Raw genomic sequence first — 22446 nt, 5'->3', positions numbered from 1 at the left:
CACACCTGATGCACCGCAATGCATACAGTCGCGCCGGGAACTCAGGCCCGGCCGGACTGTGGCGAAAACGATGCGAGATCGAACTTGCCGCCGGGCAGGCCGCGCCCCAGCCGGTCGAGCGCGCGCTGCCACTTCGCGGTCAGATCGACGTCGAACACCAGCTCCGGATCGCCATCGACGACGAGCCAGGCATTGTCCTGCATCTCGCGGTCGAGCTGTCCGGGCGCCCAGCCGGAGTGGCCGAGGGCGAGCCAGGCCTTCTTCGGCCCGCTGCCGTCGGCCATGTCCTTCAGGATTTCGAGAGAGGCGGTGAGCGCCATCCCGCCGTCGATCAGGAGGGTTTCGTCCCGCTTGTAGTCGGCAGAATGCAGGACGAGCCCGCGCGACGTCTCGACCGGCCCGCCGAACAGCACCGGCCAGTCCGCCACGGACTTCGGCACGGCGATTCCCAGCTGTTTGTAGACCTGGCCCAGCGGTAGATCGTCGACCTTGTTGTTCACGATGATGCCCAGCGCGCCGTCGTCGTCGTGCTTGCAGATGAAGACGACGCTCTTCTGGAAGCGCTCGTCGGGCATCGACGGCGCGGCTACCAGGAAGCGGCCGACCAGCGTGGCGGCGGGAGAGCTAGACCCGGGCATGGCGAATCATCTCCTGAATCCATGGGGATTGTCCGGTCAAAACACAAGACCCCACTCGAAGCGAGGGCGCTCCGGACACGCCTCGCATGGACAAAAACCCCACCCCGGCCTAGGGTCCGCCGGTTTGCAAAGGCCGCGGTTGGGCGGCGTATTGAAGGAGCTAATAATGGCGAAAGTCGGCGACAAGGTGCCCAGCGCCACGCTGCGCACCATGGGTCCCGAAGGCCCCAAGGCCGTGACCACCGAAGAGCTTTTCGCACCCGGCAAGAAGGTCGTGGCCTTCGCACTGCCGGGAGCGTTCACTCCCACTTGTTCAGCAAAGCACGTGCCCGGGTTCGTGGCCGAAGCAGCTGCTCTGAAGGCGAAGGGTGTCGACACCATCGCCTGCATTTCCGTGAACGATGCGTTCGTGATGGGCGCCTGGGGCAAGGACCAGAAGGCCGGCGACTCGGTGATGATGCTGGGCGATGGCAATGCCGAGTTCACGCAGGCGATGGGTCTGACGATGGACGGTTCCAAGTTCGGCCTCGGCACGCGCAGCCAGCGCTATGCCATGGTCGTCGAGGACGGTGTCATCAAGCACCTCTTCGTCGAGAAGCCGGGCGCGTTCGAGGTTTCCTCGGCCGAGTACGTGCTGAAGAATCTCTAGCGCCGGGCACCGCGCACGGCCAAGATCGACGGCGGAGCTCAGGCTCCGCCGTTTTCTTTTGGAGCGCCATGAATCCCACGGATCCGCAGCTCTTCAACGGCCTGTTCCAGGTCAACGGCGCCACGCGCCTCTACGGCACGATCGGCGATCCCATCCGCCAGCTGCGCATGACCGGCGTGATGCCGCAGGTCTTCGCCGCCACCGGCACAAACGCGGTGTGGCTGCCTTTCGAAGGCGGTGCCGACCTGCTGCCGCTGATGCTCGACGCGCTCGGCAAGATGCGCAACCTCGGCGGCTTCACCGTCACCATCCCGCACAAGACCTCGATCATCGACATGCTGGGCCGCGCCACGCCGCGCGCCCGTGCGGCCGGCAGCGTCAACCTCGTGCGCCGCGATCCCGACGGCGTGCTGGCCGGCGACAACGTGGACGGCGTGGGCTTCGTGCGCGGCCTCGAGGCGCAGGGCCACCGCGTGAAGGGAGCCAGCGTCTGGCTTGTCGGCCTCGGCGGCGCCGGCGGCGGCATCGCGGCCGCCCTCTGCGAGGCCGGCGTGGGCCGCCTGCTCGTCACCGAGATCAGCGAAACGCGTGCCAGCAAGGCGATCGATCGCCTGCTCACCCACTATCCCGACGTGCCCGTGGCAGAGGTTCGGACACCGCCCAAGGGCGTGCACATTGCCGTCAATGCAACACCGCTCGGCCTGCGCCCCGACGATCCGCAGCCCTTCGACCCGATGATCCTCGACCCCGATACGGTCGTTGCCGACGTGATCATGAGCCCCGTCGAGACGCCGCTGCTCAAGCGCGCACGCACGCACGGACGCCGCATCCATCACGGCCGGCACATGCTCGACCACCAGGTACCGCTCTACCTCGACTGGTTCGGCATCGATGCCAAGGGCATCGACATCATCCGCCTGGTCCGCTCGATCGGGTGAGTCTTTCCTCCCGTTGAAATGCGGAGGTGGCGACGTCTTGCGCCGACGGAAGGCTCTTAGTGATCCTTCGTTCTTCGGCGCTGCCGGACATCGCCGCACGTAGCGGCTTGCAATCAAGCCGCGGGCTGACGTCATCAGGCCGAGCTGCGCTCGGCCTACAGCGTGACGCCGCCGTTCACGTGCACCGTCTGGCCGGTGATGTAACTCGCGGCCGGCGAACACAGGAAGGCGATCAGCGCCGCCACTTCGGCGGGCTTGCCGTAGCGGCCCATCGGGATCGACTGGTTGACCTTCTCCATGCCGGTGCGTGGCACCGCGGCGTGGGCGTCGGGATCCTTCTCGATGAAGCCCGGGGCGACGCAGTTCACCGTGGCGCCCGACGCGGCGATATCGACGGCGAAGGCCTTGGCGAAGGCTTCGACGCCGGCCTTGGCCGCGGCCGAGGCCGGGAAGGTCATCAGACCGCGCGCGAAGGCATGGGCCACGAAGGACGAGACGCCGACCAGCCGGCCCGCGGAGCCCGCCTTCAGCAGCCATGGCTTGGCGGCCGTTGCGAGCTCGAAGAAGGCCGCGGTCATCGCGTTCTGGCTGGCGTCCCAGGTCGCTCGGTCGAGTTCGCCGACCTGGGTGCGATTGGCGAAGCCCGCGTTGCTGACGATCACGTCGAGATGGCCGAATTTCTTCACGGTCTCTTCGACGAGGCGCGCCGCCGTACCTGTCTCGGCCAGATCACCTTCCAGGAGAAGCGTCTGAGCACCCGCGCCGGTCGCGAAACCCGAGACACGGTCGAGGCCCGCGCGATTGCGGCGCGCATGCAGGGCAAGCGCAGTGTCGGGCGCGGCCAGCGCGCGAGCAGTTGCGGCGCCGATGCCGGAAGAGGCACCGGTGATGAGGACGACGCGGGACGGAGAAGCCATGCGACAGGAGTAGAATCCCGCGCCGCTAGCGGCAAGCCTCCCGCACGACGGGGGCCAGGAGTGCCGCAAGGCGACGCGCCCCGGCGGCCGAGAAGTGACCCTCGTCGACGAAGTCGGCCGCCCCGAATGCATCGACGGGAAGCGCCACGTAGGTGTCCCCCAACGTCTTCGCCGTCCGTTCGAGCAGGGCGTTCGATTGCTGGAGCAACGGCCAGAGATCGCGATCGCGAACGCGGGGCAGCCAGCCGTAGCGGCCATCGCCTTTCAGCCGGTCGCGATTGACGACCTGTCCGACCCAGATGGTCGGCGTGCCGCGCGTGCGGTTGATGGCGGAGATCGAGCGGACGTTGCGCTCGAAGATCGCCGCCTGCGCGGGATCCGACCCGCCGGCGGGCGGCAACGCGTAGGGATCCTTGCCGTACCGCACCGTGTCGACCTCGGCCGACACGAGGCGCGCCAGTACGGTGAGCAGCGGGGAGATCGTGACGTTGGAACCTCCCACCCGGCGCACTTTCAGCGAATCGACCTGGCTCGGAAGATGGAAGTCGGCATAGGCGGGATCGAGATCGGGAATGTGGGCGTTGCGCAGGTCGTTCCAGCCCACGAAGTAGATCGCGCAGCGCGGCGCCTTGCCGAACTTCTCGGGATAGAAAGCGGTCTGCAGCACATGCTCCGCCGTCGTGTAGCCCGGCACGCCGTGATTGACGACGAGCAGCCTGTCCCCCTTGAGCAGCTCGTCCAGCCGCTCGGGCCACGTGTCGCCCTCGCCGTTGCCGATATCGTAGGTCGCCGACCCGCCGAAGGTCGCAACGACGCCGCTCCCGGCCAGTCGAGAGGGGTCCGGGTCGCGACCGCGCGTGCCCTGCGAGGAATGGCGGATGGCAAGGCCCGTCGCGCTCTTGAAGGCGAGCCCGGGAACCGGCGCGGCCTGCAGCACGGGATGCCACTCGAAGCGCAGCGGCTCGGCCGTGACCGGCGGCAGAAGCGAGGGCGATCCCGGCGGCGCCAGCGCCCAGGAACCCAGCCCCCAGGCGAACTCGACGCACGCCAGCACGAGCAGCGTTCCCGAGAGGCGCGGCCAGCGTGCCAGCAGGATCGTCACCACGCAGAGCGCGGCCAGATAGAGGAAATACTCGGTGCGGGGGCCGGCGGCCTCGAGTTCGTCGATCCGCACCAGCCACCAGGCGGCGCCGACGACGACGAGCAGGCCCAGAAAGCCCAGGAAACGGAGGAACTTCGACACGGCAGCCGAGTGTAGGCCAGACCAAGTCGTTTGGGCAGGCTCGCCTCTTGTGCCAGAAAGGCGGCATGTCCCTGTGGCAACGCCTGCTTGGCGCAAACCGATCCGGCCGCCGCCGGCATGTCTTCTTCGATTACAGCTACCTGCCGCGGGAACGTGACTGGCGCCGGTCGCCCGGCGTCAACGCGCTTACACGCAAGGCATACGAGCGCGCAGACGACTACAAGGCGCTGCTCGCTCGTTTCGCTGCTCATCGCGCCTGGCTCGAGAAGATCCCGGCGCGTGCCGGCAGGGACGATCCCGCGCCGCGCTGGATCAACGGTTCGTTTCCGGCTCTCGACGCCGCGTCGCTCTACGGGCTGCTCGCCCTTCACAACCCGTCGATCTACGTCGAGGTGGGGTCGGGCAACTCGACCAAATTCGCCCGCCGTGCCATCCAGGATCACAGGCTTCGTACCCGCATCGTCTCGATCGACCCACAGCCGCGCCGCGAAGTCGACGCGATCTGCGACGAGGTGATTCGCCGTCCGTGCGAGGATGTCGACATGGCGTTCTTCGCCGGCCTGCCCGGCGACACGCTCCTCTTCGTCGACAATTCACACCGCTCTTTCCAGAACTCGGACGTCACGGTCTTCTTCATGGAGATCCTGCCGGTGCTGCGGCCCGGCACGATCTGGGGCCTGCACGACATTTTTTTCCCGCTCGACTATCCGCAGGCCTGGAGCGGCCGCTTCTTCAACGAGCAGTATCTGCTGATGAGCTACCTGATGGGCGGCGGTGGCCCTGACCGGATCCTGCTGCCCAATGCGCTGATCACCAGCAGTCCGTCGCTCCGGCCATCGGCGCTGGCGATCTTCGACGGCCCGTCGTTCGACGGCATCGAGAAGCATGGCGGCTGCTTCTGGATGCAACGCACGTGAGGCACTCCGGCCCGGTCTAGGAGACGTTCCGGTAGGTGCCGACCGACGGATCGAGGAACTGGTTGTTGGCCTCGCGGATTCGCGCGGCCGCCTCGTCGTAGAGGAAGGGCAGGAAGGCATAGCGCCGCCCCCGGAGCACCGGTGCGACGGCATGCATCAGGGAGCAGGAGAACACCACGGCGCCCCCGGGCGGCGGCCTGAACCCGCGCGGACCATATTCGGGGAAACTCACCTCGCCCCCGTCGAAGTCGTCGTTGAGGTTGATCGAGACCGCGAAGCGACGGTGCGCGGTCCCCTTGGTCGTGTTGTCGCGATGGGCCGCGAAGTGGCCGCCATCCTCGGCCGTGTAGCAACCGACCAGATAGCGCTCGATCCTCGTCGCCTCGAAGAAGTGGATGCGTGCGATCTCCGGCACGATGCGCCGCTTGATGCGCTGCTGGATCGCCAGGACGATCTTCTGGTCCTCGACGAGGCAGTCGCGCCGACGCTTGCGCGCGGGATCGACCCTTTCCACGGTCTTGCCGTCGACTTCGTTCATGAAGCCGGTGTCACGGCCGCCCATCGCTTCGTGAAGCGAGATGAGGCCGCGGCAGAAAGCCGGCTCGAACACGTTCGGCAGCACGAGCACGGGAGCCTGCAGAGCCTCGCCCGTGTGCAGATGGGGTGGCGGCAGGGCGTCGAGGAAGGCGAACAGCTCGGCGCATTCGGTGCCGCCCGGCTTGAAGCGGAAGATCTCCAGCACCCTCAGGGTCGGATCGAGCACGACCCAGAACTGGCGCACCTCCACCTGCGTGCCGGCGACCGCATCGCGCGGCAGGGCGCCGTAGGTCCTGGACACATGGCCATCGAAATCCCAGAAATGGCGGATACCGGGCAAGTCCTGCCGGACCCGGCCCGTATCGCGGTCCGACGGATCGACGGAAACACCGAAGAAGCAGGCACGTTCATCGTCGAACACGTGCCGGCGGGCGGCCACCGCCGCGAGCGCGGCGGCGCCGCCGGGCGTCGCACCCGACACATGGAAGCAGAGCACGACGTAGCGCCCCGCTACCGTGTCGAAGATGTAGCGTGGATTGCTCTCGGTCGCGGCCTGGAAGCGAGGCGCCGGATCTCCCCGGAGGAGCGTGACGAAGCTGTTTTCCATCCGGGCGCAGGCTATTCGGCTTTGTCCCCGGATTCAAAATCCGCCGCACCGGGCCTTGACCCATATCAAGGTGGAATGCGTGCTCCACCCGCACAGTCCAGCGCGAGAACGGGAGCAGCAATGACGCACATTCACGCAATCGTCTGGATGGACAGCAAGGAAGCCCACATCTTCCGCTTCAACGCGGTGGACGTCGAAGGCGAGGTGCTCAAGGCGCACAACCCCTTCCGCAAGGTCCATCACAAGGCCGGCGCGATCGGTTCGGGCCATGCGGCGATCGAACGCGATTTCCTGGATCGCATCGTCGATGCCGTTCGCGGCACGACGAGTTGGCTCCTCGTCGGGCCCGGGCAGGCCAAACAGGCGCTCGTCCGACATCTGGAGGAACACCTTCCCCACGACCTGAAGCGGCTGGCCGGCATCGAAGCAATGGACCACCCGACCGACGGCGAACTGCTCGCCCATGCCCGGCGCGCCTTCAAGGCGATCGACCGGATGGGCGGCCCCGTCGGCGAGGGGGCCCGCGCGCCGCACTGAGCGACACTGGAGGTTTAACGATGCGCTCGACGGTCTACCCGTCGAGCCAGGCCTGCACGAGCAGGAAGAGCGCGCCGAGCATTCCCGAGAAGATTCCGAGCATCCACACGAACGCCTCGAACTCGAAGCGGTAGCACAAGAGCAGGCCGAGACCGAAGGCGACGGCTCCCAGACCGTCGACGAGCACGATCCATCCGCGCTCGACCTCGGCCCGGATCTTCAGCGCGATCCAGACCTGCAGGACGCCGGTGAACGCGGCCCAGGCCGAAACCAGCAGCACCAGGTAGCGCCCCACGGCGTCGGGCGCGACCAGCGCGGTAGCGGCGCAGGCGACGCCCGCACCGCCCATCAGGCCCAGCCAGATCCGCGGCGTCCCCGGTCCACCGCGAACGGCCACCGCCCACGTGAGCAGCCCGTCGGCGAGGGAGTAGGTCGCCCACAGATAGACCAGGTGAACGGCCGCCAGGTGCGGCCAGAAGAAGACGAGCGCCGCGAAGACGATGGCGGCCATTCCCCGCCACTTGAGCAGCGGGGGATTGCCGGACGCCACCGTCTCCGGGCCGCCCTCCTCGCGATCCGCCGTCACGGGCCCGCCGCGCCCGGTGCTACTTCACAGCCCGGAGCTCGACCTCGGCGATGCCCGCCGCCACGTTCAGGCCCACGCTTCCCTCCACGCTGACGGGCTGCAGCGAAACCTGGTTGTTGCTGCCGCCGACCAGGACATTGGCACCGACGCCCGCGCCCGCAGTGGCCGACGCGGTCGCGCCGGCATAGACGCCCGCCAGCGCGCCGGACGACAGGCTGCCCGGGGCGAACACCAGCCAGACGATCTGCGCCTCCTTGGTGAAGCCGACGTCCAGGCCGAACTTCTTGATGGTGCCGGTGTAGCGCTCCGCCATGCCGTTGCTGCGGCTGAACAGGCAGGTGAGCTCCTTCGACGAGCCGAACACGAAGCCGACGCCGCCGGAGACAGTGCAGGTGAGCGAGCCGGCGTTGACGCCGGACTTGGTCTGCGCCGCGGCCGGCGCCGCGAAGGCGGCGAGAATGGCCATTGCAGCCGAAGCACGAAGAATGCGGGGGAACATCCTGACCTCCCTTAAGAGAGTGACTTGATGCAGAGAACCTAGTCAGTCCTCCCGGCAGCACCTTGAGACACATCAAGGAAGCGCAGCCTTTCCTCGTGACCTAAATCAAGGCCGTCCGCTGTCCGCTGTGCGATCAATACCCGTCGGACAAGGAGATGGCGATGGATTTCAAGACCATTCTCGTTCACTGCGACGCGGCGCCCGAAGCCGGCAAACGGCTCGCCGTTGCGGCCGAACTGGCCCAGCGCAACGCGGCGCACCTGGTCGGCGTACATGCCCGACCGCCGCTGCAGGTTTCCGCCTTCTTCGAAGGCGGCGTTGCCATGGATGCACTGTTCGCAAGTTACGATTCCGCCGCGCGGGCGGAGGCCGACAAGGCCAAATCTGCTTTCGAAAACGCACTTCGGGGGAACCAACTCTCCCACGAGTGGCGGATGGCCGACGGATACGTAGACGACGTGCTCGCCAGCCATGCGCGATATGCGGATCTTCTGATCCTCGGCCAGTCCAACCCGCAGGCCGCGACATCGACCCCGTCCGATCTGCCGGAAAGCGTCGCGCTGTCGGCCGGGCGGCCCTGCCTCGTCGTCCCGCGCATGAGCTCCGGCAAGCCACCGGGCACGAACGTCCTGCTCTGCTGGAACGCCTCACGGGAGAGCGCGCGGGCAGCCGCCGATGCGCTGCCGCTCCTGCGCGGGTCCAAGAGGGTGACGATTCTCGTCGTCGATCCCCGCAGTTCCCCCTCCGGCCACGGTGCCGAACCGGGGGCCGACGTCGCGACATGGCTGGCGCGCCATGGCGTTGCCGTGACGGTGCAGCGGGAGGTCGCGGCAGACAACGACGTAGGCGGCGTTATCCTGTCACGAGCCTCGGATCTCGATGCCGACCTGATCGTCATGGGGCTATACGGCCGTAGCCGCATCCGCGAAACGATCCTCGGTGGCGCCAGCAAAACGGTGCTGACCGAAACGACCGTTCCGCTCTTCGTCTCCCATTGAGCCCGCCAACCCTCCCGGCTGAGGTCGCCCGCCAAGAGGAGGCGCGGCGAATTGCTCTGGATCAAGGCAGGCTCCCGCCCGGTGGACAACCATTCGACATGGGAATCGAGGCGCCTCTTGTCCTGGTGGTGGACGACGATGACGCGGTGCGTAGCGCACTCGCCTTCGCCTTGCATGCGGAAGGCTTCTGCGTCCGCAGCTATGCCAGCTCCGCCGGGCTCCTCGCCGAACCCATTCCCGGCCAGAACTGCCTGCTGATCACCGACTACAGGATGCCGGAAGTCGACGGCCTCGAACTCATCGAGCGCCTGCGCGATAGCAAGCCCGACCTGCCCGTGATCCTGATCAGCGGGCTGGTCAATCGCGCGCTGCGGGGCCGGGCCGCGCAGCTGGGCGTGAGCGCCGTGCTCGAGAAGCCTCTCAGCGGGCCCGGGCTGGTCGAGACGATCCAGCACATTTTCCATGGCAGCGCCTGAGCCCGGCGCCCTGCTCCCGCGGCGGATCGCCGGATACGTCATCGCCTACTCGGGTCGCCACCAGATCGGTCTGGCCGCGCTGTCGGTGGCGGTCTTCGCGCTGGCCGCGCTGCCCCTCGAACTCCAGCGCCGTGTCGTCAACACCCTGGTCGACCATGGATCGTTCTCGACCGTGGCCTGGCTGGCCGCAGGCTACGGCGCGGTGGCGTTGGCCGAACAGCTGCTGAAACTCCTGCTCAACGTGTACCGGGGCTGGGTGGCTGAGGACTCGGTGCGGCACCTGCGCGAAGTCGTTTCGGCGGCCGCCGACCGGGCCGACCACATGGGGTCGGTCGAGGAAGTCGGGGCGCAGATTTCCATGATGCTGGAGGAGGCCGAGCCGATCGGCGGCTTCACCGGCATCAGCCTCTCCGAGCCGCTGCTGCAGGCGGGCATCCTGGCGAGCCTTGTCGGATACATGGTCATGCTCGACTGGCGGCTGGCCCTGCTCGGCCTTGCGTTCTTCCTGCCGCAAACCGTGTTCGTGCCGCTGCTTCAGGCCGGCATCAACCGCCGCGCGCGCGAGCGGATCCTCGTGAAGCGAAGCATCAGCGCCGGCGTGCTGGACAAGGTCGTCGCCCGGACTGCGGGGTGGGGCTGGGCGCACGGGCCGATCCGACGCGTCTTCTCGCTCAACATGGGAATCTACCGGCTGAAATTCACGCTCAACCTGCTGATGAACATGATGCACCACCTGGGTGTCGCCTCGGCGCTGTGCCTCGGCGGGTGGCAGGTCCTCGAAGGGAACATGGAAGTCGGCACCGTGGTGGCCATCGTCGGCGGCCTGGGCAAGCTGAATGATCCCTGGGGCGATCTCGTGAACTGGGCGCGGGAATTCGCCGTAGTCGGCGTCAAATACCGGCTTTTCTCGGAGTTCGTGAACGGCCTGTCCGGGCGGCCTACGTAGAATCCCTTAGTCTAAGACCCGAATAGCAGCCGGCATGCAGCCACGGTACCCAGCTGACAGTTCGATCGAGAACACCGTCAGGGGGACACAATGCAAGCAACCGCCATTCGTCCGCAGCACTCGACGCCCGCGATCATCTTCAAGCGTTCCGCCGCCCCCGCCAGCCGCTCCGGCGCCATCGGCCTCACGCAGCACTTCGCCAAGGGCGACGAGCTCTTCGCCGAAGGCGACGAGGCCGACTTTTTCTACAAGGTCGTCTCGGGCTCGATCCGATCCTACAAGCTGCTCAGCGACGGCCGGCGCCAGATCGACGCTTTCCACCTGCCCGGCGACATCTTCGGCCTGGAAGCCGACAGCGACCACCGCTTCACCGCCGAGGCCGTCGAGGCCACAACCGTGATCGCCTTCCGCCGCTCCCGGCTCGTCGAACTGACCGCCAGCGACCCCGCGTTCGGCGAGCAGGTGATGACGTCGATGATGCGCAGCCTGGAGCGGGCGCAGGACCACATGCTGCTGCTCGGCCGCAAGACGGCACAGGAGAAGCTCGCCAGCTTCCTGCTGGAAATGGCGGACCGCCTCTCCCAGGAAGACGGGCATGTGGTCCTGCCGATGCAGCGCGCCGACATCGCCGACCATCTCGGCCTCACCATCGAGACGGTATCGCGCACACTGACCCAGCTGGCGCGCGATCACCTGATCGGCTTGCGTTCTGGCAGCCGCGACGTCGACCTGTGCGACATCAAGGGACTGCGTCACCTCCAGGGCTGCTGACCGCCACATCCCTTCCCGTCCGCCCGCCACCTCAAAGGGCGGCGGAGCAGTGTTCCGCTCCTTCGTGCCCGCCGGCGGCCTGCGCGACGGTGCCGCGTCCGTAGACATCGGGATGATCGACCAGCCGCCCGGCGGCATCGGGAAAGCGCGTGCGGTAGACGAGGCGCGTGGGGATTTCGGCGGCCAGCGGTACGCGACGCGTGGCGCCAGCGGCGATCGCCGCATCGATCTCCGGCCGCGTCATGTCCAGCGCCCATGCAGCCAGCTCGCGCGCCTGCTCCACGCGGACGCAGCCGTGACTGAAGGCCCGGCTGGCCTTGTCGAAGTACGACCGGTCGTTCGTGTCGTGCATGAAGATCAGCTGATCGTTGTCGAGCTCGAAGAGCACGCGGCCGAGCGGGTTGTGCGGCCCCGGCGGCATGAAGCGGGCGCCCTCCCACCGCACCATCGCGGGCGTCGGCGTCCAGGACGGATTGAATTTCACGGCGGCGATGGCGGTGGCCAGTTCGGGCGTGGGCGTGGCCTTCCGCCCGACGACCACGCGACTGCGCAGGACCGGGGTGCCGTTCTCGAACGCGATGAGTTCGAACGAGGGGATGTTCACCACGACGAACTTGCCGCGCGCGGGCACGTCGACACCGACCTCCCTCAGCGCGGCGTTCCTCTCATCGCGCGGCGGTGGTGGTGCCGTACTTCCGGCGGGGTCCGGCGGGTTGCCGCCACAGGCCGCGAGCAGGAGCAGCGCGGCCGCGGTGAAGCCTAGTGTGAAAGAAACGCGCATCGCTCCCCCGTCAGAAGCTCGGCCGTGACGCCGCCCAGCGTCCATCTGCCTTCGCGACTGTAACCGTAGGCGCCCGCCACGATCAGGTCGGCATCGCCGCCCCGCGCGATCTCGAGAAGCTGCGAGGCGTTCGCCTTCGTGGTGGGAACGACCAGCGTCTCTGCCCTGACGTCATGGCGCGCCAGCCAGTTCGCCACGCGCGCGATGCTGCTGCGCGCCATCGCCTGGTCCTCTGCCGCGTCCATCGTGACGACCGTCACTCGGGTGGCGGATTTCAGCAGAGGCAGCGCGTCGGCGATCGCGCGCCTTGCCTCTCGCGAATCCTTCCAGGCCACCAGAATGCGATCGAAGGACACGGCATCGCGGGACTGCGGCAGGAGCAGCACCGGCCGGCCGGCCTTCATCACGAGATCGCAGAGATCGGGCTGTCGGGTCGCGTCGAACGGATCGTCCTTCTTCGCCGTGCCCACGACGATCAGGTCGGAGGCGGCCGACTCTTCCGCGAGGTAGTCCGCCAGCGGCTCGAGGCAACTGCGCCCGCTCCAGTCGACCGGCTGTTCGAGGTCCACGGTGGCCGCCCGGAAAGCGGCCTCCGCCTCCACGAGATGCCTCTCCCGTTGCCGGCGGTCCTCCTCGAACAGGCCGGCGGGAACGGGATAGTCGCGGCAGAGGCAATGGATGGGGCGACAAGCGGCGCGTCCGAGAAGCACGGCATCGAACCGCTTCGCCAGACTCACCGACGCCGCCAGCAGCCGGCCGTTGGCGCGGCCCGGCGGCAACGAAACCAGAATCGTCCGGTAGTTCATGGAATTGCCTCCACCGCTTCCGAATGCCGACACGCGATCAGGGAACCAGAACCGCGGCGCCCTGGAATGCGCCGGCGCGCAGATCGGCGATCGCCTCGTTTGCCGCCTCCAGCTTGTAGACGGTCGTCGACGTCTTCACCGGCACCAGCGGCGCCACCGCGAGGAACTCGCGCGCGTCCTCGCGCGTCAGGTTGGCGACGGACAGGACTTGTCGCTCCCCCCAGAGCAGACTGTAGGGAAACGCCGGAATGTCGCTCATGTGAATTCCCCCGCAGACCACCCGACCACCCTTGCGAACGACGCGAAGCGCCGCGGGCACGAGATCGCCGACCGGCGCGAACAGAATGGCGGCATCCAGCGGCGCCGGCGGCCGCTCGTCGGAGCCGCCGACCCAGGCCGCACCCAGCGAGCGAGCATGCGCCTGCGCCGCGCCGTCTCCGGGGCGAGTGAAGGCATGGACCTCACGCCCTTGCCACCGGCACACCTGGGCAATGATGTGAGCGGCCGCGCCGAAGCCGTAGATGCCGATACGGTGGCCCGCGCCGCTGAGCTTGAGGGCGCGCCAGCCGATCAGGCCGGCGCAGAGCAGTGGAGCCGCAGCAACCGGGTCGCCGAATCCATCGAGCGGGATCGTGAAGTCCGCGCGGGCGACCGCATGGGTGGCAAAGCCGCCGTCGCGGGTGAGGCCGGTGAAGACCGGCCGATCGCACAGGTTCTCACTGTCAGAGGTGCAATACGAGCAGCACCCGCAGGTTCCGCCCAGCCAGGGGACGCCGACGCGCGTGCCGAGACGGCGGTTGGGCACGCCGCTGCCGGTCGCTTCCACGATGCCGACGATCTCGTGACCCGGCACCAGCGGCAGCCTGATATCCGGCAATTCACCATCGACGATGTGGAGATCGGTGCGACACACGCCGCAGGCCTCGACCCGGATCAGGACCTCGCCCGCTCCCGGCTGGGGATCGGGACGCTGCACGAGATCCAGTCGCCCGCCTCGCGACGAGAGAACCATCGCCCTCAAGAAACCGCTCCTCCTGCCGCAGACCGTTCAGCGGGTCGATCGCCCGCGCCGGTCGCCCGACTGGAGGATCAGGGCGAGGACGAGTGCCGCCACCAGATAGACCGCGCCGAGAATCAGTCCGGCGTAGGAACTGTCGAGCCAGTGCGAGAGGAAGCCGAAGGCCGCAAAGCTGAAGAACCCGACGCTGACGGTGCAGAGCGCCGCCACGACGCTCCAACCGCCGATCTGCCGGGCCGTCCTTCGGACGGCATTGCCTGCCACGCCAGCCGCCATCAGGCCGAGCATCCGCAGCGCCAGGCTCGCGAGAGAAACGGCGCCCGACGACGACGCCCTGGTGTCGCTCACCGCCGCACCAGCAGGACACCCAGCAGCAGGCCGGCCGCCGCGGCGCAGGCCACCGACGTCCACGGCCGTTCGCGGATCGATCGCTCGAGTTCCTGGCGCCCGTCCCGCGCCAGGCTCGCGGCCTGATCCATGTCGATCTTGTCGGCGAGCGCCCTGGCCTTGGCCAGCAGGCCGCGGGCCGCTTCGTCGGCACTATGCAGCGCCTCCTTGCTCTCGGCGTTCACCATGGTCTCGAGGGTTGCCGCGAGCTTCTCCAGCTGTTCGCGCAGCACGCCCGGTTCGACGCCGAGATAACCGTAGGTATCTTTCGTCACGGCCGCCTCCCTTGATGGACGCATCATCGTCGCATGCACGGGACGCTGGCCCCTTGACGTACATCAACCCTGAAACGGCGACCGCTACCGTGGCGGAGCCGCAGGGCCGGCGGGCTTGGGATACAGGACCGCGAGCCTGTCGATCGCCAGCAGCAGGACGCCGACGCGGCTGGCCGACGAGGCCCATTCGGCCAATCTAGGATAGTTGTCGACCAGCCAGTTGAAGGCGATCTGGACGGCGGCGAACGCCGCCGCCGCCTGCGTCACCTCCCCCAGCGACAGGGAGCGGTCGATGTATTTCGGGACACAGAGGATCAATCCGATGATCGGTGCGAGCAGCGTATTGCCGTGCGAGACGAGCGTCGTCCGCACATGCTGGCCGCACAGCGAGGCCCAGGTGCGCAGGACCTCCTCCAGCGCAAAGCCCACGGGCGCAGCCTGCGCGATCGCACCGTGCACCCGTGGCTCGCCCTGTGCCGAGCGCAGCCGGGCCACCGCGAACTTCAGTTCGGATTCCGCCTGGTTCTTCCGCTCGATGACGTGCGCCATGCGACGTCCCACGAGGATCATCATTCCCGTCGTCAGCGCCGCATAGAGAACGCTGGCGAAGACCAGGTAGCCCGGCAATTCGAAGCCCAGTTCGGGCGGACCGACAGGCAGGCTGCCGCCGATCGTCCACAGCACGACCACGAAGGTCGAAGCGGTCAGGACCGACGACAGGAGCCCGGTGACGAGATCGATCGGCGCATCCGTGGCGATGCGCGCGTCCTCGGCGATGCGGTACTCCGGCAGCTGCGGCTCGTCCGCGCCGGCATCGAGCCGACGGCAGTTGTCGTTGTCGAGCCAGAGTTCGAGCAGGCGAATGGTCAGCCAGCCGCGCCACCGCCGCTGGAAGGTCATGCGCGCCCAGACCGCGAAGACGGCGAGCGCGATGCTGGCCGCCGCGAACTGCGGCAGCAGGTAGGTCTGGTTGCGGATCTCCGATCCGTCGCGCTGCTCCAGCGCATCGAAGAAGTCGCGATTCCAGATGTTCAGCCGGTATTGCACGAGCAGCTGCGCGATCACGCAGACGACCAGCGATCCGATGAGAAGCCACGGCAGCCAGCTTCCCGCACCGGTCCCGAAACCCGCCGCCGTTCGCCAGAAACGCCGCAGCGATCCTCGCCCTACGGCAGAGGGTGCGTCTTCCCTCACGTCCCGCTTCTCGTCGCCAGGGCCTTGAGGCCGAGGAAAGTCGGCTCCGGACGAACGATGACGCGGGTCGCGATCCCGGCGGCGTAGGACTCGAACCGACCCTTGCGGACGAACTTCGCCCGGAATGCCGAGCGCTGCAGCACCGAAGCGAGGCGAGGCCCGATGCCGCCCCCGATCAGGACGCCGCCCTTGGCGCCGAACAGGAGCGCCAGATCGCCGGCGAAGGATCCGAGGAACCCGCAGAACATGCCGACCGCGTCGCCGGCCTGCCGGTCGTCGCCCTGCAGGGCGCCTCGCACGATCTCCTCGGGCGTGACCGCATCGGCGCGGCCCCCGCGGCCACCGAGTGCCTGGTACAGGTTCACCAGCCCGCCTCCGGAGAGCACGCGCTCGGCGGAAACATGGTCGAAGCGGCGGCGCAGGGACTCGATCACGGATGCCTCTGCCGCATCTCCCGCCGCTAGGGTCGCATGCCCGCCTTCGCTCGAGAGCACATGCGAACCTTCGGCACCGGGTATGTAGCAGGCGACGCCCATTCCGGTGCCGGGCGCCAGAAGAACGACCGGGCTGCCCGGATCACAATAACCCTCGCCGATCGCCACGACGTCGCCGTCGGTCAGGTCTGGTACGCCCCAGGCGAGCGCGGCGAGATCGTTGACGAGCGTGACGTCGCGCAACGACAGCTGGCGCTGCAACTGCTCGCTCTCCAGCACCCACGACGCGTTCGTGAGTTTGCAGCGTCCGCCCGAGACCGGACCGGCCGCCGCGATCACGGCTTCCTCGACGACCCTCCCTTCCGCCAGGCCGTTGAGAAAGTGCCGGAAGGCATCGACAGCGCTCGAATAGGCGCCCGTCGGTACCGATTCGATGGCCCCCAGCCCTTCGCCGTCGAGAAGCGCGAACCGGGTGCGCGTCCCGCCGACATCGGCAAGGAGACGGCAGGTCATGCCGTGGCCTTCGCGCGATGCGACGCGATCCGAGCCGCGTACCATCTGGCCGACGCCTTGGGCGTGCGCGCCTGCGTGGCGTAGTCCACGCGAACGATGCCGAAGCGGTTCGAATAGCCCGCACCCCACTCGAAATTGTCGAGCAGCGACCACACGAAATAGCCTCGCACGTCGGCCCCGAGCACGGTCGCTTCTTCCAGCGCCTCGATGTACGCCGCGAGATACTCGATGCGCTCGCGATCGTCGACGGCGCCGGAGGCATCCGCCAGCTCGACCGCTCCCGCGCCGTTCTCGGTGACGTAGATCGGCAGGCCGTAGCGGTCGCAGGCGTCGATCAGGACGTCGCGAAAGGCGGCGGGGTCGATCTGCCAGCCGATGGGCGAGCGCGGCGCGTCGGCCGGCGCATCACTCCACGCGAACCCCAGCCTCGAGGCGGAATCGGCCCGCGCATAGACCGGCGAATAGTGGTTGATCCCCAGCCAGTCGACCGGGCGATGGATCCGCTTCAGGTCGCCGTCGCGGCAGAACGGCGCCATGCGGGCCGCGAGGGCGTCGGGATAGACACCCAGCATCTGCGGATCGGCGAAAGCGCGATTCCAGTAGCAATCGAGCATCCGCGCGGCCGCCCGGTCTTCCGCCGTCGCCTGCACCGGTCGCGCCGGCTGCATGTTGTGGATGGCACCCAGCGATGCGCCGATGATGTAGTCGCGCAGCACGTCGATGGCCATCCCGTGCGCCAGGTTGACGTGGTGGATCGCCGCATGATGGCTGGCCGCGTCGTCGACTGCGGGCGGATGCCAGCCGAAGGCATAGCCAAAGAGCGTGAACACACTCGGCTCGTTGAACGTTGCGAACCGCTTGACGCGATCGCCGAGGCGGCTCGCGACGAGGCGCGCATAGTCGGCGAACCAGCTGGCGCAGTCCCGGTTGACCCAGCCACCGGCCTCCTGAAGAGCCTGCGGAAGATCCCAGTGGTAGAGGCAGACCCAGGGTTCGATGCCGACGGCGAGCAGACTGTCGACCAGCCGGTCGTAGAATTCGAGTCCGGTCTCGTTCGCTTGCCCCCGGCCGGCGGGAAGGACACGCGGCCAGGCGACCGAGAACCGGTAGGCGCCCACGCCCAGCTGCCGCATCAGCGCGACGTCCTCGCGATAGCGGTGATAGTGATCGCAGGCCACGTCGCCCGTATCGCCATTGGCGATCCGGCCTTGCTGGCGGCAGAACGGATCCCAGATGCTCTCGCCGCGCCCGCCTTCCCGGGCGGCGCCTTCGATCTGGTACGACGAGGTCGAGACGCCCCAGACGAAATCGGGGCGCAGCAAGCCGTGTGTCTTCGCCGAGGATGGCGGTTCTGCACCGGGGTCGTTGACGAGGGTCATGCCGGCCTCAGGGCGTGATCGCCACTTTCAGCACGCCGTCGCGCTGATGGGCGAAGAGGTCGTAGGCCGCCTCGATGTCGGCCAGGGCGAAGCGGTGCGTGACCAGCGCCTCGAGGTTGGCCCGGCCCGAGGAGACCGCGGCCATCAGGCGGCGCATGCGTTCCTTGCCGCCCGGGCACAGGGAGGTGACGATCTTGTTGTCTCCCAGGCCCGCGGTGAAGGCATCGAGCGGGATGCGGAGGTCGCCCGAATAGACACCGAGGCTCGACAGCGTGCCGCCGGGGCGCAGCACGCGCAGGGCGTTCTCGAAGGTCTGCTGGGTGCCGAGTGCCTCGATGGCCACATCGACACCGCGACCGTCGGTCAACTCGCGGATCGCCGCCACCGGATCGCCCTTGCGGAAATCGATCACGTGATCGACGCCGAGCTTGCGGGCAACGGCCATCCGGGCCGCGACGGTATCGACGCCGATCACGGTGGTCGCCCCCATCAGCCGCGCCCCGAGCGCCGCGCAAAGCCCGATCGGGCCGAGGGCGAACACCGCCACCGTGTCGCCGATCCGGACCTGGCCGCTCTCGGCGCCGGCAAACCCGGTCGACATGATGTCGGGGCACATCAGGACCTGCTCGTCGCTGAGGTTGCCTGGCACCGGCGCCAGGTTCGCCATCGCGTCCGGCACCAGGACGAACTCCGCCTGGCAGCCGTCGATGGTGTTGCCGAAGCGCCAGCCGCCCGCCGGCTTGAATCCGTGGCGGGTTTCGGCCCCGTCCTGCGAATGCTGGCCGCAGAGGCAGGCGTAGCTGTGTCCGCTGGGGGTGATCGCGCCGGCGATGACGCGCTGGCCTTCCTTGTAGCCCTTCACCTGCGAGCCCAGCTTCTCGATGATCCCCACCGGCTCGTGACCGACGATCAGTCCCTTGCGGACGGGATACTCGCCGCGAAGGATGTGAACATCGGTGCCGCAGATCGTGGTCGTCGAGATGCGCAGCAACGCATCCAGGGGTCCGACGTCGGGCATCGGTCGCGATTCCAGGACGATGCGTCCCGGTTCGGCAAAGACGGCCGCCATCATCCTGGTCATGACGTTCCTCCGCGTTTCATGCGCGACGATAGGCTCCGACCGGTAGCGGCGGGTTGATCTGCCTCAACCGCCCGGCAATCAGGCGACGAGCGCGGCGGTCTCCTGCACCTCGTCCGATGTGGCGGGCGCGGAGGCCAGCAGTTCAATCTGCCGGCGGATTTCGTCCCGATAGTCGGACGAGAACTGCAGGGCCCAGTCCTGCTGGACCTTGTGCAGGTCGGCCGGCGTCCTCGCGCCCATGAGATCCTGGCAGCACTGCAGGTTGCGGTTGAGGCGCAGGAAGGCGAACTCGGTGATGCCGCGCTGCCATTCGACAAGCGAATCGCCGGCAGCGGACAGGCCGGGCTCGGGGATCAGGGATGGGAACGGTGCGGACATGTTGGCCTCCTTGGTTTCAGGACATCGGCTTGCCGTCAGCGGCGCAGGATGGCGGGCTTCACCTCGACGACACGAAAGGGCCTCGCGACACCGTCGTGCTCGGTGACGGTGATGTAGTCGCCGACCGTGAACTGATGCCGGTCGAGCTTGAAGATCGGCTCGTCGTCGTCCGGGCCGGGCGCGTACGAGAAGACCCAGCCGCCGCGCGTATGGATCAGCGCGCCGTGCTCGTCGTCGGCGCCGGCCCAGAATCGGCGAACGGTGCAGGCTGCCTTGGCATCCGAGAAACCCGCCGAGTCGAGATGACCCTTGGCGTCCAGGGGTGCCACGAGCTCGTAGCCGTGCGCCGCGCTGCCGTTGGGGAACTCGGGTGTCCGGGCAAGTTCCAGTCGAATCTGTTTCAGGTGCATTAGCCGTCTCCCTTTTGTCGATGCGTCCGCCGGGCATCGTCGGCGTCCTTCATCAGCCACCACCAGAGCAGGACGGCCAGCAGGCTGAAGGGAAGACAGATGACGAAGACGCGGACGTCGCTTGTGAGACCGGCCAGGATCAAGCCACCGAAGCCCAGAACGCCAATCGAGAGGAGTGCGCCCCAACGCAGCATGGGTTGCTCCGTGCCGGATACACCTTCCCAATAGACCCGAAGGCGCAGGTGGCCCTTGATATGGCTCAAGGTCTGCAGTTTTCCGCAGCGCCGAACTGCGGACCTACAGCAGGGCGAACATGGCCAGCGCGGCGGCACCCATCACCGCGAAGGTCAGCCATCCAAGGATTCGCTGCCACCAGCTGGCGACGAACGCCCCCATGATGTCCGGCCTCGACGCGACGACCATCATGGCAGCGATGAAGGGCACCACGATCACGCCGTTCAATACCGCCGACCAGACCAGCGCCTTGATGGGATCGAGGGCAAGGTGGTCGACCGCGAGGCCGATCCCGATGCCCGCGGCAATGACGGCGTAGAAAGGGAGCGCGTCGCGCGGGCGATTCTCGAGCCCCGTGGTCCAGCCGAGTACCTCGCCGAAAGCATAGGCCGCCGATCCGGCCAGCACCGGCACGGCCAGCAATCCTGTCCCGACGATGCCCAGGCTGAAGAGCAGGAACGTCGCCTCGCCGGCGATCGGCCGCAGCGCCGCCGCGGCCTGCTCCGTGCTCTGGATGTCCGTGACGCCGGATGCATGGAGAGTCGCGGCGGTCGTCAGCATGATGAAGAAGGCGACGATGTTCGACACGGCCATGCCGATGGCGGTCTCGCGGTTGATCCGGGCGATCTCGAGCCCGGCATGATCGGCGGATACGATCAGGGGCGCCGCTTCGGGGTCCGCCTCCTCGTCCTCGACTTCCTGCGACGTCTGCCAGAAGAAGAGGTAAGGCGCGATCGTCGTGCCGAGCACCGCCACGACCAGCATCAGCGTCCGGCTGTCGAGATCGAAGGCCGGAACCAGGGAACCGGCCGCCACGGCCGCCCAGTCGAGCCGCACCGTGAACACGATGCCGCCATAGGCCAGCAGCGAAAAGGTCAGCCATTTCAGGTAGCCGACATAGCGGCTGTAGGGCACGAACACGATCGCCAGCAGCGAGAGGGCGCCGAAGGCCAGCGTGTAGCCATGGCGGTCCCACGGCAGGAGCATGTTCACGGCGGCGCCCATCGCCGAAAGGTCCGCGCCGATGTTGACGGTGTTGGCCACGAACAGCAGGGCAACCGCCACCAGCACCAGGGGGCGCGGAAACACCCGGCACAGATTGGCCGCGAGCCCCCGCCCGGTGACGCGGCCGATCCGGGCGCTGACCGACTGGACCGCCACCATCAGCGGCCAGGTGAGGACCACCGTCCAGAGAAGACCGAAACCGGCCTGCGCCCCGGCCTGCGAGTAGGTCGCGATGCCGCTCGGATCGTCGTCCGCCGCGCCGGTCACGATGCCCGGCCCGATCCGACCCGCCAGCCGCGCGCCGCGCCGATCCGGCGAAGCCGTGCGCGGCAGGTCGGGATTTCCGTCTGACAAGGCGCGCCCCTGCTGGCTTCTGATGCGTGACGTTCGGCAGGCAGTTGTGTCCCACCGCGAATGCGGACCGTCGTTGATCTGGATCATGGGGGCCTTACCCGCCGGCTCTACTGTATCGGGGTGCCCGGACGAGCCTCGCGCTGGCCCGCCGTGCAAGGTCGGAGGAGCAGACATGACGCCGCAGCCCGAGCCACCCGCTCTCGCCCGATGGGGATGGACGCTCTGCGTCCGCTTCGCGCAGGCAGTGGTCGTGATCCTCGCGCTGGCCCTGTCGCTCGATGTGCGCGCCGAACCTTCCGACAGCTCGCCCGTTCCCCTGCTTTCGCGATGCGCCGGCAAGGCCGGCAGCACCGTGCGACAGGGCGATCCCGCCTTCATGACGCTCGCGCTCGACGGGCGTCCCTGGATGACCATCGACAGGACCGAGGATGCGGATTCGCGATCCGTCCTGACGACGATCACGAGCAACGGCTGGGCGAAGAGGCGCGACGGCACGTCGTTCCTCTTCCGCTTCACCTGCGTCCTGAACGCCGAGGGCCAGGCGACGATGTTCCATGCGAGCGCACTGCTGCGGGACCTCGGCGACCGCCTGCCGCCGGCGATCGTGATCAACGGGTCCGCGATCCATCCCCAGAAGGAGCCCCTGCAGAGAGGCATCGAACTTCAAATTCAGCTGCTCGATACGTCGCAGGATCCGCCGGGCGTCCTGACCGAACAGGTCGTGCGGAGCGGCTGGCACCTGCCGCTGGGCTTCTCGCTGCGCCTCCCGGCCGGCCTGTCCCTTGAGAACCGCTCGATTTCCCTGACCGCCCGTGTCGTGCTCGCGCACCGAACCCTGTTCGAGCTCGGCGAACCGCGCAAACTGTCCCAGGGCGAACTGACACGTTTCGTCGAGCTGAACCTCGTGCCGGTCGCCGACGGAAGGCGCTGAGCCGAAA

Annotated in this window: 28 protein-coding genes; 9 read left to right on the top strand and 19 right to left on the bottom strand. The window is 67.9% G+C overall.

Annotated features, from left to right (window positions below):
- Positions 1-41 precede the first annotated feature (41 nt).
- Entirely contained in the window at positions 42-638 is a 597-nt protein-coding gene (locus tag LJ725_RS15470) for a YqgE/AlgH family protein (protein ID WP_230551540.1), read from the bottom strand.
- Between the two features lie 166 nt (positions 639-804).
- Between LJ725_RS15470 and LJ725_RS15465 the strand changes: the two genes are divergently transcribed.
- Positions 805-1287: a peroxiredoxin gene (locus LJ725_RS15465; RefSeq protein WP_268990675.1), complete on the top strand. Its 483-nt coding sequence runs from the start codon at positions 805-807 to the stop codon at positions 1285-1287.
- A gap of 68 nt (positions 1288-1355) precedes the next feature.
- Complete coding sequence (locus tag LJ725_RS15460) at positions 1356-2225, top strand: shikimate dehydrogenase family protein (RefSeq protein WP_230551539.1); 870 nt, start codon at positions 1356-1358, stop codon at positions 2223-2225.
- A gap of 155 nt (positions 2226-2380) precedes the next feature.
- Here the strand turns inward: LJ725_RS15460 and LJ725_RS15455 are convergent, their stop codons facing one another.
- Entirely contained in the window at positions 2381-3142 is a 762-nt protein-coding gene (locus tag LJ725_RS15455; RefSeq protein WP_230551538.1) for an SDR family NAD(P)-dependent oxidoreductase, read from the bottom strand.
- Between the two features lie 25 nt (positions 3143-3167).
- Positions 3168-4385, bottom strand: a complete 1218-nt coding sequence (locus LJ725_RS15450) for an SGNH/GDSL hydrolase family protein (protein WP_230551537.1) — start codon at positions 4383-4385, stop codon at positions 3168-3170.
- A 65-nt stretch (positions 4386-4450) separates the two neighbouring features.
- On the opposite strand from LJ725_RS15450, the gene LJ725_RS15445 reads away from it, so the two are divergent.
- Entirely contained in the window at positions 4451-5302 is an 852-nt protein-coding gene (locus LJ725_RS15445) for a class I SAM-dependent methyltransferase (RefSeq protein WP_230551536.1), read from the top strand.
- A gap of 16 nt (positions 5303-5318) precedes the next feature.
- Here LJ725_RS15445 and LJ725_RS15440 read toward each other — a convergent pair whose 3' ends face one another.
- Positions 5319-6446 (bottom strand): 2OG-Fe(II) oxygenase family protein, encoded by a 1128-nt coding sequence (locus LJ725_RS15440; RefSeq protein ID WP_230551535.1) that lies wholly within the window; start codon positions 6444-6446, stop codon positions 5319-5321.
- 147 nt (positions 6447-6593) lie between these two features.
- Between LJ725_RS15440 and LJ725_RS15435 the strand changes: the two genes are divergently transcribed.
- Positions 6594-6983, top strand: coding sequence for a translational machinery protein (locus LJ725_RS15435; RefSeq protein ID WP_230551534.1), 390 nt, complete (start codon positions 6594-6596; stop codon positions 6981-6983).
- 34 nt (positions 6984-7017) lie between these two features.
- On the opposite strand, the gene LJ725_RS15430 is transcribed toward LJ725_RS15435, so the two are convergent.
- Positions 7018-7569, bottom strand: coding sequence for an HdeD family acid-resistance protein (locus LJ725_RS15430; protein WP_230551533.1), 552 nt, complete (start codon positions 7567-7569; stop codon positions 7018-7020).
- Positions 7570-7588: 19 nt separating this feature from the next.
- Positions 7589-8068: a DUF992 domain-containing protein gene (locus LJ725_RS15425; RefSeq protein WP_230551532.1), complete on the bottom strand. Its 480-nt coding sequence runs from the start codon at positions 8066-8068 to the stop codon at positions 7589-7591.
- A 161-nt stretch (positions 8069-8229) separates the two neighbouring features.
- Between LJ725_RS15425 and LJ725_RS15420 the strand changes: the two genes are divergently transcribed.
- The 4 genes from LJ725_RS15420 to LJ725_RS15405 all read left to right on the top strand — a co-directional run bounded on the left by LJ725_RS15420 (position 8230) and on the right by LJ725_RS15405 (position 11259).
- Complete coding sequence (locus LJ725_RS15420; RefSeq protein WP_230551531.1) at positions 8230-9066, top strand: universal stress protein; 837 nt, start codon at positions 8230-8232, stop codon at positions 9064-9066.
- A 98-nt stretch (positions 9067-9164) separates the two neighbouring features.
- On the top strand, positions 9165-9542 hold the full coding sequence (locus tag LJ725_RS15415; RefSeq protein WP_268990674.1) for a response regulator: 378 nt from the start codon (positions 9165-9167) through the stop codon (positions 9540-9542).
- Positions 9529-10488 (top strand): ABC transporter transmembrane domain-containing protein, encoded by a 960-nt coding sequence (locus LJ725_RS15410; protein WP_230551529.1) that lies wholly within the window; start codon positions 9529-9531, stop codon positions 10486-10488. The genes LJ725_RS15415 and LJ725_RS15410 overlap by 14 nt, the downstream gene beginning before the upstream one ends.
- Positions 10489-10578: 90 nt before the next feature.
- Positions 10579-11259: a helix-turn-helix domain-containing protein gene (locus LJ725_RS15405; RefSeq protein WP_230551528.1), complete on the top strand. Its 681-nt coding sequence runs from the start codon at positions 10579-10581 to the stop codon at positions 11257-11259.
- A 31-nt stretch (positions 11260-11290) separates the two neighbouring features.
- On the opposite strand, the gene LJ725_RS15400 is transcribed toward LJ725_RS15405, so the two are convergent.
- The 13 genes from LJ725_RS15400 to LJ725_RS15340 all read right to left on the bottom strand — a co-directional run bounded on the left by LJ725_RS15400 (position 11291) and on the right by LJ725_RS15340 (position 21508).
- Positions 11291-12040 carry a L,D-transpeptidase family protein gene (locus LJ725_RS15400; protein WP_230551527.1) on the bottom strand — a complete coding sequence of 250 codons (750 nt, stop codon included), beginning with the start codon at positions 12038-12040 and terminating at the stop codon, positions 11291-11293.
- Positions 12019-12846, bottom strand: a complete 828-nt coding sequence (locus LJ725_RS15395) for a universal stress protein (RefSeq protein WP_230551526.1) — start codon at positions 12844-12846, stop codon at positions 12019-12021. Before LJ725_RS15395 ends, LJ725_RS15400 begins: the two co-directional genes overlap by 22 nt.
- Before the next feature lie 37 nt (positions 12847-12883).
- On the bottom strand, positions 12884-13867 hold the full coding sequence (locus LJ725_RS15390) for a zinc-dependent alcohol dehydrogenase family protein (protein ID WP_230551525.1): 984 nt from the start codon (positions 13865-13867) through the stop codon (positions 12884-12886).
- Between the two features lie 27 nt (positions 13868-13894).
- The gene (locus LJ725_RS15385; RefSeq protein WP_230551524.1) at positions 13895-14212 is read right to left on the bottom strand and encodes a hypothetical protein; all 318 of its coding nucleotides are present in this window, start codon (positions 14210-14212) and stop codon (positions 13895-13897) included.
- Positions 14209-14526: a glycine zipper domain-containing protein gene (locus LJ725_RS29200; protein ID WP_230551523.1), complete on the bottom strand. Its 318-nt coding sequence runs from the start codon at positions 14524-14526 to the stop codon at positions 14209-14211. Before LJ725_RS29200 ends, LJ725_RS15385 begins: the two co-directional genes overlap by 4 nt.
- A gap of 84 nt (positions 14527-14610) precedes the next feature.
- Positions 14611-15720 (bottom strand): SbmA/BacA-like family transporter, encoded by a 1110-nt coding sequence (locus LJ725_RS15375; RefSeq protein ID WP_230551522.1) that lies wholly within the window; start codon positions 15718-15720, stop codon positions 14611-14613.
- Positions 15717-16667 (bottom strand): glucokinase, encoded by a 951-nt coding sequence (gene glk, locus LJ725_RS15370; protein ID WP_230551521.1) that lies wholly within the window; start codon positions 16665-16667, stop codon positions 15717-15719. The genes LJ725_RS15375 and glk overlap by 4 nt, the downstream gene beginning before the upstream one ends.
- The gene (locus LJ725_RS15365) at positions 16664-18046 is read right to left on the bottom strand and encodes a GH1 family beta-glucosidase (protein ID WP_230551520.1); all 1383 of its coding nucleotides are present in this window, start codon (positions 18044-18046) and stop codon (positions 16664-16666) included. The genes glk and LJ725_RS15365 overlap by 4 nt, the downstream gene beginning before the upstream one ends.
- Positions 18047-18053: 7 nt before the next feature.
- Positions 18054-19127 carry an NAD(P)-dependent alcohol dehydrogenase gene (locus tag LJ725_RS15360; protein WP_230551519.1) on the bottom strand — a complete coding sequence of 358 codons (1074 nt, stop codon included), beginning with the start codon at positions 19125-19127 and terminating at the stop codon, positions 18054-18056.
- A 78-nt stretch (positions 19128-19205) separates the two neighbouring features.
- Positions 19206-19505, bottom strand: coding sequence for a hypothetical protein (locus LJ725_RS15355; protein ID WP_230551518.1), 300 nt, complete (start codon positions 19503-19505; stop codon positions 19206-19208).
- Between the two features lie 35 nt (positions 19506-19540).
- Complete coding sequence (locus tag LJ725_RS15350; RefSeq protein ID WP_230551517.1) at positions 19541-19915, bottom strand: hypothetical protein; 375 nt, start codon at positions 19913-19915, stop codon at positions 19541-19543.
- Positions 19915-20178 (bottom strand): hypothetical protein, encoded by a 264-nt coding sequence (locus LJ725_RS15345; RefSeq protein WP_230551516.1) that lies wholly within the window; start codon positions 20176-20178, stop codon positions 19915-19917. Before LJ725_RS15345 ends, LJ725_RS15350 begins: the two co-directional genes overlap by 1 nt.
- A gap of 34 nt (positions 20179-20212) precedes the next feature.
- Positions 20213-21508, bottom strand: a complete 1296-nt coding sequence (locus tag LJ725_RS15340; protein ID WP_230551515.1) for an Nramp family divalent metal transporter — start codon at positions 21506-21508, stop codon at positions 20213-20215.
- Between the two features lie 172 nt (positions 21509-21680).
- Here LJ725_RS15340 and LJ725_RS15335 point away from each other — a divergent pair, with 172 nt between their 5' ends.
- Positions 21681-22439 (top strand): YbaY family lipoprotein, encoded by a 759-nt coding sequence (locus tag LJ725_RS15335; RefSeq protein ID WP_230551514.1) that lies wholly within the window; start codon positions 21681-21683, stop codon positions 22437-22439.
- Positions 22440-22446: the final 7 nt, after the last annotated feature.

Source organism: Reyranella aquatilis (assembly GCF_020880995.1).
Classification (GTDB): Bacteria; Pseudomonadota; Alphaproteobacteria; order Reyranellales; family Reyranellaceae; genus Reyranella; species Reyranella aquatilis.
The sequence above is the reverse complement of the archived record's forward strand: the minus strand, read 5'-3'. Positions and strand labels throughout refer to the sequence as shown.

Coding starts and splice junctions, on each gene's coding strand:
- LJ725_RS15355 (WP_230551518.1), bottom strand. CDS start 19,505: ATGTCCGCACCGTTCCCATCCCTGATCCCCGAGCCCGGCCTGTCCGCT.
- LJ725_RS15415 (WP_268990674.1), top strand. CDS start 9,165: ATGGGAATCGAGGCGCCTCTTGTCCTGGTGGTGGACGACGATGACGCG.
- LJ725_RS15425 (WP_230551532.1), bottom strand. CDS start 8,068: ATGTTCCCCCGCATTCTTCGTGCTTCGGCTGCAATGGCCATTCTCGCC.
- LJ725_RS15465 (WP_268990675.1), top strand. CDS start 805: ATGGCGAAAGTCGGCGACAAGGTGCCCAGCGCCACGCTGCGCACCATG.
- glk (WP_230551521.1), bottom strand. CDS start 16,667: ATGACCTGCCGTCTCCTTGCCGATGTCGGCGGGACGCGCACCCGGTTC.
- LJ725_RS15455 (WP_230551538.1), bottom strand. CDS start 3,142: ATGGCTTCTCCGTCCCGCGTCGTCCTCATCACCGGTGCCTCTTCCGGC.
- LJ725_RS15360 (WP_230551519.1), bottom strand. CDS start 19,127: ATGACCAGGATGATGGCGGCCGTCTTTGCCGAACCGGGACGCATCGTC.
- LJ725_RS15395 (WP_230551526.1), bottom strand. CDS start 12,846: ATGAACTACCGGACGATTCTGGTTTCGTTGCCGCCGGGCCGCGCCAAC.
- LJ725_RS15470 (WP_230551540.1), bottom strand. CDS start 638: ATGCCCGGGTCTAGCTCTCCCGCCGCCACGCTGGTCGGCCGCTTCCTG.
- LJ725_RS15400 (WP_230551527.1), bottom strand. CDS start 12,040: ATGCGCGTTTCTTTCACACTAGGCTTCACCGCGGCCGCGCTGCTCCTG.
- LJ725_RS15435 (WP_230551534.1), top strand. CDS start 6,594: ATGGACAGCAAGGAAGCCCACATCTTCCGCTTCAACGCGGTGGACGTC.
- LJ725_RS15350 (WP_230551517.1), bottom strand. CDS start 19,915: ATGCACCTGAAACAGATTCGACTGGAACTTGCCCGGACACCCGAGTTC.
- LJ725_RS15365 (WP_230551520.1), bottom strand. CDS start 18,046: ATGACCCTCGTCAACGACCCCGGTGCAGAACCGCCATCCTCGGCGAAG.
- LJ725_RS15445 (WP_230551536.1), top strand. CDS start 4,451: ATGTCCCTGTGGCAACGCCTGCTTGGCGCAAACCGATCCGGCCGCCGC.
- LJ725_RS15440 (WP_230551535.1), bottom strand. CDS start 6,446: ATGGAAAACAGCTTCGTCACGCTCCTCCGGGGAGATCCGGCGCCTCGC.
- LJ725_RS15410 (WP_230551529.1), top strand. CDS start 9,529: ATGGCAGCGCCTGAGCCCGGCGCCCTGCTCCCGCGGCGGATCGCCGGA.
- LJ725_RS15420 (WP_230551531.1), top strand. CDS start 8,230: ATGGATTTCAAGACCATTCTCGTTCACTGCGACGCGGCGCCCGAAGCC.
- LJ725_RS15335 (WP_230551514.1), top strand. CDS start 21,681: ATGACGCCGCAGCCCGAGCCACCCGCTCTCGCCCGATGGGGATGGACG.
- LJ725_RS15460 (WP_230551539.1), top strand. CDS start 1,356: ATGAATCCCACGGATCCGCAGCTCTTCAACGGCCTGTTCCAGGTCAAC.
- LJ725_RS15405 (WP_230551528.1), top strand. CDS start 10,579: ATGCAAGCAACCGCCATTCGTCCGCAGCACTCGACGCCCGCGATCATC.